Origin of the sequence: Paenibacillus sp. M-152 (genome assembly GCF_003856555.1) — a bacterium.
GTDB lineage: Bacteria > Bacillota > Bacilli > Paenibacillales > Paenibacillaceae > Paenibacillus > Paenibacillus polymyxa_C.
In genome coordinates, this window is the sequence record NZ_CP034141.1 from 40228 (window position 1) to 53582 (window position 13355).

Sequence of the window (13355 nt, forward strand, 5' to 3'; positions counted from 1 at the left end):
TCATTGTTATAGTCGTCGCTGCTTTTCAACTTCTTGGACTCAGCTTATCGAAGATTTCGTGATTCATAAAAACGATCTATCATTTGCTTTATTTTCATCGGAGTTCTCAACGAAACTTGCTTCCCATCTTCATCAAAGGTCAAATGCCCCTTAAATGCTTCTGGCATATCCTGATATTGTTTCTCGACTTGTTGATATACCTTTTCAAAACAGGAATACCCGTATTTTTTAATTAGAAGAGGAAACCCGAAAGCAGACCTTAGAAACTCATATTCATAGTAGTTATAAGGAGTAGTCTCCGGCCTCTTTATCAAGATCTTAAGAAAATGGTCCGTGACCTTTTCGATCTCTTCTTCTGGCGCATACTGTACTAATCCATGGATCGCGAGCAGCCTCATATCCAAATATCGTTCTTTTTTATAGGCTTTCTGAAAGAAATCCTTCAGTTCCAAATTCCTGCACCGGATTAAACCATACAGAATCTTATTTCGTAGGGCAATATTCTTCATTTTAAAATACAGTTGCTCTATCAGACCTACTTCATCTGTGGTTAAAAGCTCATAGGCTACATCACTTATTACGCAGCTAAACTTAGGATCATTTTCGCGAAGGGGGGCAGTCGTTAGGTACTTAATCGATTCCTTGTGAAGCTGTTGTTTATCATTTGGCATCTCTATCATCCTTTCTTCTAAATTATATCAAGCCATTTAAAATACTACATGCCATGCATGGCCCCTTTGAAAATAGTACTCACATAAACTAGAACGCACTTTCAATCTATGAATAGGCTTAAAAATTTGGTAGACTCTTCATATGATTGCCTGAAGTCAAAGACTGTGTCGAGCGCATTCGCTTCATATTCCCGCCTGATCATGGAGAAGAATTTACAGATCATATCATTTGGGCGATAGGCTATTTATCGGCAATACTGGACGCCACCATTTTTGATGAAAGCCAACAAACGATCATTGGCTAAAACTCCTTAATCCAATAGAACAGGAGAGATCACTTTGCAGCTCTCAGATTCCACTTATTCCGCAATTAGGGCTCTATGTAAACAAGGCGATGACTTAGTGAAGGCAGGCGATCTTGATGCCGCCAAGCAAAATTATATTGCCGCCCTCCGTTTATTGCCTGAAAATCATCAAGAATGGGAGGCCGCTACTTGGATATATGTAGCTATTGGGGATGTCCACTATCGTATGAAGAATTACGATAAGGCCTTCAAGTGCTTTTTTAATGCCGTACAGTGTCCGAAGGGGTTGGGTAATCCGTATATTCACCTTCGGCTGGGGCAATTATATTATGAACAGGAAAACTTTGAAAAGGCGGTTGACGAGTTAACCCGGGCTTACATGGGCGCCGGTATTGAGATTTTTATGGAAGACGACCCAAAATATCTTGAGTTTTTGGAGACAAACATAGAGATTTGAAATTTCAGACTACGCAAGAGCTGATTACGGTACTTTTATATTTTTTCACCTTCAAACCATTCCATAATATTATTTTCGAATTCAACGGCGAAATCAAAAAAACTCACTCTCCATCGCTTTGGTAAAATTTCGCAGGTGCACGAATAAACATCCTGTATGCCATCCGGTGCAGACCTGTTGTATAAAAGTTCTGGTTAGCTATCGTATCCATTATTCTTCTGAACGGAGTTTCGCCCTATCGTTCTCTGGCTCTTTGCAAGGCGCTGTCAACAGCGGCTGGCGTCATTTCTAACGATTTCTACAATCTGTTTGGAGTCATGAATAAAAGGATAGTTAAGGCTGGTCAATGTGCCCTAACTGTCTTTTTACTAACTAAACCAAACTGTTACTGAAAATCCACCAACTAAGTATGTTATGTTCGTTTTTAGTAAGGTTGGCGGAGGCGTTGGGAGTCGACCCCCTGTCCGAAGATTAGGTCCCAAGTTTCGCATTATTTGTGATACGGTTCACCGTATCGGGTCTAACGGCAAATAAAAAGGGTCTCTTTACAGTGTCTCGCTTAAACAACCACTTTAGAGCAATCCTGTGAGTCATTAATCCGAACGATGAGACGACCGTTACGTTTGCTAGGTCCATGCGCTGACGATTTTAGCCATATCCCCAACTCACCCACTTGAATTTTTTTACAAATTGGAATCACACTAACATCACGATGTTCGTTCATTATTCCATCCCCGCTAAAGAAAGGTCACCTGCCAAAATGGAATAACTTCAACGGACGTGGCAAATGCTGAATTATCGATTAACCGCAGAAAGAAGTTTTCTCATTCTTTCAATTGTTGGGGTATCCAAAGGAATATTAACTGTAACCTGGAGGTCAACGGAGTCCATAGCCTGGAAGGAAAGATGACCAAAACGAAGGGAACCGACAACAGGATGATTAAGCAGCTTTTCACCTTCCGGCACATTTATAACTTGATGCAACGGCCACCATTCCTGGAACTCCTTACTTTGCTGGTGCAGGTCCTCAATAAACTCTCCCCACCAAGGATCCCCGACTGTATTTGCATAGTTGGCCCGAAACTGGGCTAACCGATGTTTGGCGTTCGCTTCCCAACTGTCACCCAGCATCCGCTTCGCATTATTCGTAGTGAATAGGCGCCATATCGAATTTCTGTCTCTTGCCGACATTGCTTCGTAATCTCCAAAAACAAGAATCGCGGCCTGGTTCCAGGCTACGACATCCCACCTTGAATTTACCACAAAGGCAGGGCTTTCCCCCTGTCTGTCCAAAAAATCCTGCAGTAGCCGGCTTACCTTGTTCTGTGGCGCTTGATTACTCGGGGGTAAGTGTCCTGCAGCGAGCAAGAAGAGATGTTTTCGCTCAATGTCGTTCATTCGCAGCGCACGGGACAAGCTATCAAGCACCTGGATGGATACCTGAATGTCTCTACCCTGCTCCAGCCATGTATACCAATCCACACTGATACCAGCGAGTATGGCAACCTCTGCCCTTCTAAGACCAGGTGTCCGCCGTCTTTCACCGGAAGGCAAACCTACCTGCTCCGGAGTCAGACGGGCCCGTCGGGTACGGAGAAATTCAGCTAATTCTCCGGTCTTTCCGCGTTCCTCCTGCATTTCAGCTCATTCCTCCAGTATTTCTTTGTATTCTGGGAGTAACGCTCCTAGGTTAATTCCCTCTCTCGTTATTCTATATCATCGATTATATACTGACGTAGTCATCATTTTATTACAAGATAAGGTTAGGAGGAGATTCTATATGAATCAACTAAATGGCAATCATTTGAAGGGTGAGGAACGAGCACCGTTATTGGATTGGAACAAGACTTCTCTGGTCGTCATTGACCTCCAAAAATGGATTAGCAGTCAGTATGCTCCTTATTCTGCCGAGATGGTCATTGCAAATTCAGCTAAGCTGGCCAATCTTTTTCGTAACAAGGGGGCTTTTGTGAATCTTGTACACGTATCCAGTAAAGACTTCAAGGATATACCTTCTCCCAAGCTCGATACCACGGTACCTAGACTGAACCTGATAGAGGGCTGGGATGAATTTGTTCCCGAGCTCGGAGTGACCGAGACAGACCATATCACCTCCAAAAAACAATGGGGGGCTTTCCATGGAACAGACCTTGATCTGCAGCTGCGCCGCCGAAATATTGATACGATCGTTTTATGCGGTATATCCTCAGGTATCGGAGTCGATACAACCGCAAGAGAGGCATTCCAGCACGGCTATCAACTTATTTTTGCAATTGACGCCATGACTGGGTTCACCAAGGCCGAACATGAGCATGTACGGAACGTTATTTTTCCGAGGATTGGCCGGATTCGCACAACGGAAGAGATCCTAGAAGGGATTTAGGTTCGCTTTAAAGGAAACCCGATTGTGTCTAGAATCAAAAAATGCTTTTAAAAATATGGTTGGCTATGGCTAGCCATATTTTCTGCCATTTATTCACCAAGTTCACACCAACCTACTCCGTCACAGTATGAGGTCGAATGTGAAGCGAATTTGCGTCATTTGTGATAGGGTTCTCCGCACTCTCTGTAACGGCAAGTTTTTTGTCTCTCTTATTCCTCGGGGTTATGGAGCTGCACGGCGGACATGACAAGAATTTGATTCGATAATTAAAAAGCCTTCGATATGAGGACTTCATTTGGGCAATGTTCTTGTCACCTGACTTTCGGCGCCGCAATAATCAAAAACTCTGTCAGTACTGACAGAGTTTTTGATACACCTCATAAACTGCGAGCACCTGCTCCACAAAGCCTTTCTCGGCACTTTCAATCCATTTGATAAAAGCCATGTGAAAAATTTCAACCGCAAATCGTGCGGCAAGCTCTGACAGCTCGCTATCATATTTGACAGACAAGACGTTTGTGACAGACTCAATCAGCGCCTGGCTTTTTAGCAGCTCACGCTCCTGCAAATCAGGGTTACTTTGAATAATTTGATTCCGCGCCAGCACCCTCTCCCGCTCGCCATCAAAAAAACTAAAAACCGAGGCAAAGCCATCAACCGCAAGCTTCAGCGGCTTTTGCTCGACGTCAAAATGGTCCGTGATAAAAGCCGCGACTTGCTGCCCCATCTCATTTTTTGTGTCAAAAAGCACGTCAGACTTGTCCTTGAATTGCCGGAAAAAGGTTCTCTCCGTCACACCTACAAGGCTTGCAATCTCTTGCACCGTCGTATTTTCATAGCCTTTTTCCATAAATAATTTCGTGGCCGCCGCCTGCAGTTTCTCTTTACTATTCATTTTACCATTCCCATTTTTGTAGTTTTTTACAATTTATCAAAAAGGTCAGTAACTGACATTTTTTCTTGACAACAGTATCCAGCAAGCGCATAATGATCTCCAATGTCAGTCACTGACATCACTTTATCAAAAAGAAGGGGAGAACACAATGAAAATCACAGTTCTCGGCTCACTCGGCAATATCAATCGTGTCTACCTTCCACGCCTCATCTCAGACGGTCACGATGTCACCGTCATCACAAGCTCCAAAGATCGGATCGCCGACATCGAAGCGCTCGGCGCCAAGGCTGCTGTCGGCTCAAACCGTGACGTCGACTTCCTCACCAAGGCTTTCACAGGCAGCGACGTCGTTTACCTCATGATTTCTGGCATCAATTTTGCCACTGGCACGGATATGTGGCAGACCTCCATCGAGCTTTCAAAAGATTACAAGACTGCCGTTCTAAACTCAGGCGTGAAGAACGTCATCAACCTCAGCTCAGTCGGCGCTGACAACCCCAACGCCGGCATCCTTTACAGCTATCATTTTGCAGAAGACGCGCTCAACTCGCTCGAAGGCGTGAACGTTGTTCATATCCGCCCTGTCGGCTTTTACAGCAATCTTTTTGCCGACATGCAAAGCCTCAAAGCCCAGCGAATCCTCTTCAGTCCAATTTCAGCCGACATCCCGCAAGGGTGGGTCAGCCCAGTTGATATCGCGGACGTCGCTTACGCTCTCATTTCTCACACCCCAGCGGGAAAAAGCACGAAATTCGTAGTAAGCGATTGGGCCACAAGCAACGACTGGCTAAATGCTCTTGCTGAAAATGATGTCGAAGCCAAATTCCAACAAATTCCCGTCGAAGCTCTCGCTGAAAATATGAAGAAAATCGGCTTCCATGAAAATACCGCCAACGGCTTCGCCCAATTGTACCGCGCGGGTGAAAACGCCGACGAATTCTACGCCAGCCTCCGTGCCACCGACTACCACCTCGGCAAAGTCAAGATTGGAGACTTTGCAAAGGTTTTTGCAGATGTATATAAAAAATCAGTTTAAACCATTTTGGAGACTGTTTAAGGAAGAAAACGCGCCATAGCGCGTTTTTCCTTTCGTTAACAGCTAATTTTTATTTTGGATTACAAACCGTTCTTAATACCTCCACAAAAACTTGCCCTTATTTATGGTACGGTTCAGCTTAACACCTCTATCGGCGAAAATAAAACTCTTCTTGGAAAGACCAGTCTCCATGAAGAGTTTTATTGTTAAATGCTGTCTATATGATTTACTGTTGGTGATCTTCAATTGCATCGAGACTCTAAGTCAAGAACCGGATCCCGTTATCAGTGCCTTTTTGGTTTTGACATACGTTCCATGATCAAAGCCACCCTACGCCTGCTGAAAAGTCGGATCATTAGAGCCATAAAGTAATTGCTACGGCCATCGATGATATAGCTGCGCCCTTGGTCAATTCCGCGGAATCCGGCCTGTACAACCTTTTCCGGGGTCGAGAGCTTCTGACCTGCTCCCATATCCTCGCTGCCGACCGCATCGAAAAATCCCGTCTCTGTTGCACCCCGGCACAGTGCGAGCACACGAATACCACGCCCGCGCGTCTCCGCCCATAGCGCCCTCAGAGAAGGACAATACAATTGCTTTGGTACCCCATAACTCGTTATGGTTCTCTTTTGTAGAAACGGCATTCAACAGAGATTATAATAATCATATATAACGTTCTTTTGGTCCATTTGGTACTAGCAATCTGCATCTTCCCTATGAGTAAATAGATAAGTAAATAGAGGTGACCCACTTGAAAAAGAACCATTCTCCATCCGCATTGGGTGACTTCCTTAAATCGCGCAGGGAACGGTTACAGCCTTCAGAGGCAGGGATCCAGCCGCTACCCGGACGAAGACGCACTCCGGGGCTTCGAAGAGAAGAGGTCTCTTATCTTGCCCATATAAGCGTGACTTACTATGCCTGGCTGGAGCAAGGCAAGGAGGTTAATCCTTCGCCGGAAGTGCTGCTCAGTATCGGCAAAGCACTTCAGCTTGACGATGATGAGCAGAAGCATCTGTTCGATCTGGCCAATGTAGACAAGACAAGCGTCGTCACAGTGCCAAATAGCGAAGGGCCGAATACGAGAGTTTTGCAGCAAATCGTAGATCAGCTGCATTATCCTTCTTTTATCACGGACGAAGGTACGGACGTTATCGTCTGGAATCGAGCGGCAGAACTGATCGTAGCCAATTTCGGCAGTCTGCCGGATAACGAACGGAATATGATGGATATTATGTTTTTAAAGCCGGATTACCGCAACAGACTGGTGAATTGGGAAGGCGCTGCCCGTTACTCTGTAGCCGTTCTGCGGGCAGGCTTCGATCTTTACAAGAACAACCCGTTATATATGGAACGGTTTGAACGCTTTAAAACTTGCCCTTATTTGTGATACGGTTCACCGTATCATTTTAAAAACGAAATCAAAGGCACTCAACCGGGTGCCTTCTTTGCATAAATTTCTATGTCCATTAGAGCCTGCGGCTTTTCGGACGCAACGCCCAGGAGGCAATGCCAAGCGCGGCATAAAAGCGGAAGGATGAGATTGAATCCGTAATCGCCGTAATCATTAGCGAACGCATGAGATAAAGCCGCTCCGGTCATTAGAAAAAATACCGCTATACGCCCATTCCTTAAGCCGAGGCAAGCCTGGCATTACGATCGCAATGACTCCAAGCAACTTCCAAACTCCAAGAATATTTGTGATATATAACGGGAAACCAATACCGGTCACTAGATCGACATTACCTCCATATCGCATCAGTTGCCCGATACCGCTTAATGTAATTGAGAATGCGAATATAATTGTGACCGTCCAATAAGCGGCCAACCTTCCAACAGGGCGGGATTCTACTTTCGCGTTTTTTTCATGTGCCATAGTAGTACTCATTTTCATTCCTCCTTTGATCTTGTTTTATTTTTTAACAACCGAAATCAGCCTTCATCCTGTTCCACTATCCGCCAAAAGCTTTCCTTCTCCTTGTTCATTCCGGCATAATCCTGGTAATCACTCTTCAACTCCGTTCCAATACCTAGAACGATTAAGTTGTCTTTTTCTTCAAGTGCGTAAGCTGCCATCATAAAAACTCCTTTTTTTGATTTGGTTAATGTTTTTCCTATTTGATGTGTTTATAATAAACATTAATCATTTCAAATTATGATACCGTTTAGGAAACTAATTACATTTTAACTATGACCCTAACGTTCAACATGTAGAAAAATGAACCTCATTATGTTACCATGTAAGGAAGTACTTCGATGCACGTCTTACTGATATCCATGAGAAATACGGCAGGCATAGGGATTAAAGGGCTCGTACACGAATTCGGTCTTCATATAGCGCAAATGCATTTTAAGGGGAATTTCTTATGTCCAAATTCAGTTCAGTAATGAACTTAATAAAAGAAAAGCCTGGTATGTATTTAGGAAAGAAAAGCTTTACTATGTTATATGGATTTATTACTGGTTTTTTATATGCAGAGGAAGATAATAAACTTGAAGATCATTCAACATTATTTCCTTTACCTTTTTGGTTTTTTCATGAGTTTGTGAAGGTTAAGTTAGGTTATTATGAGTCCACATCTGGTTGGTATAACATGATTTTCGAGAAGAACAATTATGATGAAGATTTCAGCGTTGATGTATTTTTTCAACTTTATGATGAATTTAATAATCTAAAAATACAAAGCTGTATAAGCGCCATACTCTCGGAGGAAAATAAACATTTCCATATTCACGACCCATCCACACCTAAACGGTTGACTGGCTCTGATGAAAACGGAAATCCATTATATGAACCTTATTTTTCTGACCCGGAACAAATATTTTTAATAAAGATGTCAAATGGTCTTGGCTACCTACGAGTGATTACCACTAAAAAAACATGCTTTCTGGTATTTAAATTTAGTAACCATGAAAAGGAGTCTATCGAATACTTCCATAGATCTTTTGGAGAGAATTTAAGTTGGAAGAAAGATGAATGGAAGAATGAATTGTTAAACAGTAAAGAATTAACTTGGACTTAGGATTTGCCCCGCTACCCAAAAAGATCAAAAAAAGGCGAAAGGACCACTCACGTGGCCGACCTTTCGCCTCTTCTGTTTCGTCTAAGAGTTCCGCCCTACTTATGGTACGGATCTCCCTACTGTTCCTAACGGCAAGTTTTTTAAGGCCATCCTTTGTAGGATGGCCTGTAAATTTATTATAGAATGCTACTCATCATTATCCTTTTTGTCGCGGATCATAAACAAGTATGAAGGTGACAGCCCCTGCAGACGAAACTGCAAAGCCAGCCGCAGCAAAGAAATAGAGCGCTTGAATGCCCATCGTATCGGCAATCCACCCGCATAGTAATAACGATACCCCATAGAGGAGCGAAATAAGCGATGATTGGGCGGCGAAAATTGGCGGTAACTCAGAAGTAGGTACGCTCGTTTGAATTAACGTACGTTCCGCCAAATCCTTCACTGATTGAGAAGCACCTAGAATAAGCATGACGCCGAGCGCTACAAGAGGACTAGATGTGTAGCCAAATCCGAGTGTTATTATGGCATAACAACCGCTGCCTACTGTGAGCATCATACCCAGATTTGGCATTTGCCTCGACAAGCGGCTTACGAGAAGACTAACGATTGTAAATCCGCCCAAGTATGCGCCGTTTATCCATCCCCACCATATCTCCTCAGCATGCAGACGCTTGCCCACGAACACAAGGAGGAATGCTCCTGCAAACACAGCTCCGAACAGCCCTTCCCAAGTATTCATCCAGAAGAGGAGGCGCAACTTCGGCACACGAAAATACTGTCGCCATCCGGCCTGGATGGAACCGAACCACGAATTGGCATTAGAGGCTTCGGGTGTAACAGGACCGTTTTCGCGGATAAGAGAAGAAACACTCCAAGCCACGCCAAGCAACAATGCCGAAATAATTACTACTTGGCCAGCACCAAGCCACGAAACGATAATAGATCCAAGTGCCCACCCGGCAAGCGAGCAAGTTTGTACGACTCCTGCTAGAACTCCATTCGCTTGCAATAGGGAAGTTTCCGGTACGGTTAGCGGAACTAATGACGATCTTACCGGACCTGCAATTCCTTCAAGAATGGAGATAAAGAATACAATACCGACCAGTAAGACAACACTCAGCTGCTCTTTGCTGCACACGAGAATGTACATTGCAAGTAAACCGAGACCAAGAGTTTGCCCTCCGAGGCAAATGTTCAGAAGACGGCTCAAACGGAACCTAGGCGTGATGACAGGAGAAAAGATGCTTCCCACTGTCATACCAGTTGATCTAAGCAAAGGGTACAAGGCGGTAACCAATGCCGAACCGGAAAGGTTGTATAGTGTTACGACCAGCGCCAAAATGTACCAGATATCTCCTAAAGTCGATAGAGCCTGGCTAAACCAGAGTCTATGGAATGATTTTGTAAGCATATGCCTCATCCTTCACTATATTCAGTTTTCATGTTGTGGAAGGATTGAGTGCTTACAACGGGCTAGCCTCCGATCGCAAAATTTAAATAATTGTAACATATGATGTCTTTCTCAGTAAATGCCAGTTGGATCTAATTGAATATTGATTCAATGGTAAAAAAAGTATCAGTCCAGAAAGGCTAAAAACTTAGAGGTATTGAGCTAAAGTTTGACGAAAAGGTACGAAGTTGTTTTTTAGCCGTAGCCCCATCCATCAGTTAGGTGGCCGGGGCTATTGCTTTGTCTAAGCAAAAGCTCCCACAACTTCACCATTGTGATTTAGGTTCCTTTCCATCAGTAGCCTCAGTGGCCATTGACGAACCTACACTACTGACACTTTTTTCAGTCAGTACCCTCTTATTTTAAACGTGGGTTGTGATACGGGTAACTGCAACAAAATTAGCACCATTCGAACGAGGAAATAGACAGTTTTTAAGAAGGTGAGGCCGGGCTCAGTGAAATATTTTAACTTTTTCATCAGAATCTCATGCGCGGCAAGCAATCTCGCCCGCCCCCACCCAAAAAACTTGCCGTTACTTGTGGTACGGTTCCCCCCGATTAATCTTCACCGCCCGATAAATCTGTTCCACCAGTACCAATCGCATCAGCTGATGTGGCAAGGTCATCCGTCCGAAGCTCAGCTTCTGCTGGGCACGGCGGAGAACTTCGTCAGAGAGACCATGGCTGCCGCCAATGACGAAGACAACATGGCTTGTACCGTAGGTGCCGAGCTTGTCCAATTCCTCTGCGAGTTCTTCCGAACTCCACAGTTTGCCGTCGATGGCAAGTACAATCAAGTGTGCTTCACTTTTCACATGGGCTAAAATACGCTCGCCCTCTCGCTCCTTAACCTGTCGGACTTCCGCCTCGCTCAGTGTGTCTGGAGCCTTTTCATCGGCTACTTCAATCATTTGGAACTTGATGTATGGCCCCAGTCGTTTAGCGTATTCCTGAATGCCCATGACCAAATACTTCTCTTTTAACTTGCCAACACCTATAAGTTGAATAAACAAATTCCATACCCCTATCTATATCGAATGATAATGTAAAATTGTATTTACGATCCCTAACTTAAAAACATACCTGTAACATAGTTATTTTAGCACCTGAAACGTCTCTTACCTATCTATTTCCTCTCCGTTACGAGCCTATCCCCTGTTCAGGTTATAGCGGATCATTCATTTACACTCTTCACAATGGAATGCTCTCAGTTCCGTATTCATCAAGACACTGCATTAGCATCTGTCGATATTCGCTGATTTGCTCCGCTGTCGCTGACTCCCGTAATGATTCAAACAATGCTGTACATTTCTTGAAATTACGATCGTTACCCGACTGATCTGCTAGTTGGATCGCTCGCACAGTAAGTATCACTGCATCCTGTAATCTGCCACACTTTCGATAGTACAAAGCCAAATGATAGCAGTAACTATAATAGTAAGATATGTTCTCTGCGTCTTCATAACTCTCGAATTCATCAATCTGCTCTGCAAACGTATGTAAGATATCTGCCACATCCAAATGATACATAAGCGCTGCCTGTAATATGGTATTGAGCCCCGGTAATATTTCCTCTAGATTATCCTGCAAAAAGGCTACATATTCCTCAATCAGCTCTATATTTCCAGACAAAATATCCACTGCATATAAATTAGTCTTAGCTAAAAACCTGAATTCCTCGACAACCTGAATATCTTCACCCTTTAGATCCTCCATCCACCCCAGCTCAGCATACTTGTAAATGCATTCCCTTGCCTGCTCATATGCACCCTGGTTCTGGTGAGCCATTCCACACATCAGGTGACTGAGCCCAAAATAATATACCAACGGACGCTCTAAATTGACATGCGGGATGGGTAATTTCATTGCTTTATGATACTGCCGCTCTTCGTAGATACGCTGGACACGGCTATATAAAATGCCAGATGTAGTCTCTACCTGAGTCCAGTTTTCGAAGGAATAAGCCATTTTTAACAGTTGTACAATCACATCTGGTTTGAGTGATTTAAGAATGTCCTCCTGCAAAAATATTACCTCCTCTAGTATATCCTCTTTATCGATTTAGAGCTGCTAACCACTCGTGAGGAGTGACTAAACAGACTAATTATACTACTTAATATGCGTAATATAAACCATTTTTACTATATATTTTGACCTGACTTTTACACTTCATCTTCCATAAGCTTGTTATGAGGTGGTAGTATGGCTGAATTACGCAAGCAAATCGGTACAAGAATCCGGGCTATTCGAAATGCAAAGGGACTTACACAGCAAAAACTAGCTGACATCGCAAGCTTGGACTATAGATATATTGGTGCATTAGAAAGAGGAGAAAGAAACTTTTCGATTGATACCTTGGAGAAAGTGCTAACCGCCTTAAACGTGTCTATCAGTGAGTTGATGTTTTCCGAAGAACATATGACTACAGACGAAATGATTCGGCAAGAGGCGATAGATGAGTTTGTAGCGTTGACCAGCAGATTAAATGATGAGCAGATCAGCATTCTTAGACGTGTTAGTAAAGAAGTTTCACGCGCGTTCGACTAAGTCATTTCACCCTAAAAAGCCTTGAATAAAACCAAAAAAGAGCACCCAACAGGTGCCCTCCAAACCTTTTTATATAAAAATACTCAAGCATACAACATAAAAAAGCTCACTTCATGTCCCAGTTGCTTTAGATAATTATAGATCTGCGAGCGGTGATGGAATACGTGGGTCACGGTCTCAATCTGCCATTGAACCTGTAAATGCCCATGCTCCATATAAAAGGCCTTCGTTGAACGATTCAGATAATCGTCCTCGCTGAGCGAAAGAATGTAAGCCTTATAAGCCCCAAAATTCTGCCTGAAGGTCGCAGCTAAACGCTCGGGATCTTCCATTCCGGACAGGCTATTTTCGATGCTTCCCACTTCTGCCTCGGACTTCTCCTGCATAATCGCAAGATCCGAAGCCGGAATAAGCACAAAATGATGCACTAACTCCAGCAACGAGCGGAAATTGTCCTGTGGGCGAAAGCTCCAATCCTCTGGGCGTATTTTACGAATCAAGGCTTCCCCCGTCCGTACTCCGGTCTCCAGCTCATTCAGCAGATGATCGCGAACTTGCAGTGTTCCACTCATATTCTCATCTCTCCTT

General features: G+C 43.8%; 17 protein-coding genes and 1 pseudogene. 7 read left to right on the forward strand and 11 right to left on the reverse strand.

Features of this window, described 5'->3' with window-relative positions:
* Positions 1-44: 44 nt before the first annotated feature.
* Positions 45-671 carry a hypothetical protein gene (locus EGM68_RS00165; RefSeq protein WP_129548475.1) on the reverse strand — a complete coding sequence of 209 codons (627 nt, stop codon included), beginning with the start codon at positions 669-671 and terminating at the stop codon, positions 45-47.
* A gap of 146 nt (positions 672-817) precedes the next feature.
* On the opposite strand from EGM68_RS00165, the gene EGM68_RS25600 reads away from it, so the two are divergent.
* Positions 818-976, forward strand: coding sequence for a hypothetical protein (locus tag EGM68_RS25600; RefSeq protein ID WP_165082207.1), 159 nt, complete (start codon positions 818-820; stop codon positions 974-976).
* 34 nt (positions 977-1010) lie between these two features.
* Positions 1011-1433 (forward strand): tetratricopeptide repeat protein, encoded by a 423-nt coding sequence (locus EGM68_RS00170; protein WP_090737553.1) that lies wholly within the window; start codon positions 1011-1013, stop codon positions 1431-1433.
* 559 nt (positions 1434-1992) lie between these two features.
* Here the strand turns inward: EGM68_RS00170 and EGM68_RS25605 are convergent.
* Both EGM68_RS25605 and EGM68_RS00175 read right to left on the reverse strand, forming a co-directional pair.
* Positions 1993-2157 carry a hypothetical protein gene (locus EGM68_RS25605; protein ID WP_165263979.1) on the reverse strand — a complete coding sequence of 55 codons (165 nt, stop codon included), beginning with the start codon at positions 2155-2157 and terminating at the stop codon, positions 1993-1995.
* A gap of 71 nt (positions 2158-2228) precedes the next feature.
* On the reverse strand, positions 2229-3071 hold the full coding sequence (locus EGM68_RS00175; protein WP_129548476.1) for a helix-turn-helix transcriptional regulator: 843 nt from the start codon (positions 3069-3071) through the stop codon (positions 2229-2231).
* Positions 3072-3213: 142 nt separating this feature from the next.
* Between EGM68_RS00175 and EGM68_RS00180 the strand changes: the two genes are divergently transcribed.
* The gene (locus EGM68_RS00180) at positions 3214-3816 is read left to right on the forward strand and encodes an isochorismatase family protein (protein WP_129548477.1); all 603 of its coding nucleotides are present in this window, start codon (positions 3214-3216) and stop codon (positions 3814-3816) included.
* Between the two features lie 349 nt (positions 3817-4165).
* On the opposite strand, the gene EGM68_RS00185 is transcribed toward EGM68_RS00180, so the two are convergent.
* Positions 4166-4711 carry a TetR/AcrR family transcriptional regulator gene (locus tag EGM68_RS00185; protein WP_129548478.1) on the reverse strand — a complete coding sequence of 182 codons (546 nt, stop codon included), beginning with the start codon at positions 4709-4711 and terminating at the stop codon, positions 4166-4168.
* A 148-nt stretch (positions 4712-4859) separates the two neighbouring features.
* Between EGM68_RS00185 and EGM68_RS00190 the strand changes: the two genes are divergently transcribed.
* A complete protein-coding gene (locus EGM68_RS00190; protein WP_025679348.1) occupies positions 4860-5747 on the forward strand; it encodes an NAD(P)H-binding protein in 888 nt (295 codons plus the stop codon).
* Between the two features lie 284 nt (positions 5748-6031).
* Here the strand turns inward: EGM68_RS00190 and EGM68_RS00195 are convergent, their stop codons facing one another.
* A complete protein-coding gene (locus tag EGM68_RS00195) occupies positions 6032-6340 on the reverse strand; it encodes an SDR family oxidoreductase (RefSeq protein WP_225683712.1) in 309 nt (102 codons plus the stop codon).
* 158 nt (positions 6341-6498) lie between these two features.
* On the opposite strand from EGM68_RS00195, the gene EGM68_RS00200 reads away from it, so the two are divergent.
* On the forward strand, positions 6499-7137 hold the full coding sequence (locus tag EGM68_RS00200) for a helix-turn-helix transcriptional regulator (protein ID WP_230493891.1): 639 nt from the start codon (positions 6499-6501) through the stop codon (positions 7135-7137).
* A 79-nt stretch (positions 7138-7216) separates the two neighbouring features.
* Here EGM68_RS00200 and EGM68_RS00205 read toward each other — a convergent pair.
* Together EGM68_RS00205 and EGM68_RS00210 are read right to left on the reverse strand one after the other, a co-directional pair.
* Positions 7217-7635 (reverse strand): annotated as a pseudogene (locus EGM68_RS00205) (DoxX family protein).
* 44 nt (positions 7636-7679) lie between these two features.
* The gene (locus EGM68_RS00210) at positions 7680-7826 is read right to left on the reverse strand and encodes a hypothetical protein (RefSeq protein WP_412534809.1); all 147 of its coding nucleotides are present in this window, start codon (positions 7824-7826) and stop codon (positions 7680-7682) included.
* Positions 7827-8113: 287 nt separating this feature from the next.
* Here EGM68_RS00210 and EGM68_RS00215 point away from each other — a divergent pair, with 287 nt between their 5' ends.
* Complete coding sequence (locus EGM68_RS00215) at positions 8114-8770, forward strand: hypothetical protein (RefSeq protein ID WP_040102473.1); 657 nt, start codon at positions 8114-8116, stop codon at positions 8768-8770.
* 196 nt (positions 8771-8966) lie between these two features.
* Here EGM68_RS00215 and EGM68_RS00220 read toward each other — a convergent pair whose 3' ends face one another.
* The 3 genes from EGM68_RS00220 to EGM68_RS00230 all read right to left on the reverse strand — a co-directional run bounded on the left by EGM68_RS00220 (position 8967) and on the right by EGM68_RS00230 (position 12245).
* A complete protein-coding gene (locus EGM68_RS00220) occupies positions 8967-10181 on the reverse strand; it encodes an MFS transporter (RefSeq protein ID WP_040102472.1) in 1215 nt (404 codons plus the stop codon).
* A 572-nt stretch (positions 10182-10753) separates the two neighbouring features.
* Positions 10754-11233 (reverse strand): 23S rRNA (pseudouridine(1915)-N(3))-methyltransferase RlmH, encoded by a 480-nt coding sequence (gene rlmH, locus EGM68_RS00225; protein WP_040102471.1) that lies wholly within the window; start codon positions 11231-11233, stop codon positions 10754-10756.
* Positions 11234-11411: 178 nt separating this feature from the next.
* Positions 11412-12245 carry a DNA-binding protein gene (locus EGM68_RS00230; protein WP_129548480.1) on the reverse strand — a complete coding sequence of 278 codons (834 nt, stop codon included), beginning with the start codon at positions 12243-12245 and terminating at the stop codon, positions 11412-11414.
* A gap of 177 nt (positions 12246-12422) precedes the next feature.
* On the opposite strand from EGM68_RS00230, the gene EGM68_RS00235 reads away from it, so the two are divergent.
* Positions 12423-12767, forward strand: a complete 345-nt coding sequence (locus EGM68_RS00235) for a helix-turn-helix domain-containing protein (protein WP_013373876.1) — start codon at positions 12423-12425, stop codon at positions 12765-12767.
* Positions 12768-12850: 83 nt separating this feature from the next.
* Here EGM68_RS00235 and EGM68_RS00240 read toward each other — a convergent pair whose 3' ends face one another.
* A complete protein-coding gene (locus EGM68_RS00240) occupies positions 12851-13339 on the reverse strand; it encodes a DinB family protein (RefSeq protein WP_025679357.1) in 489 nt (162 codons plus the stop codon).
* Positions 13340-13355 lie beyond the last annotated feature (16 nt).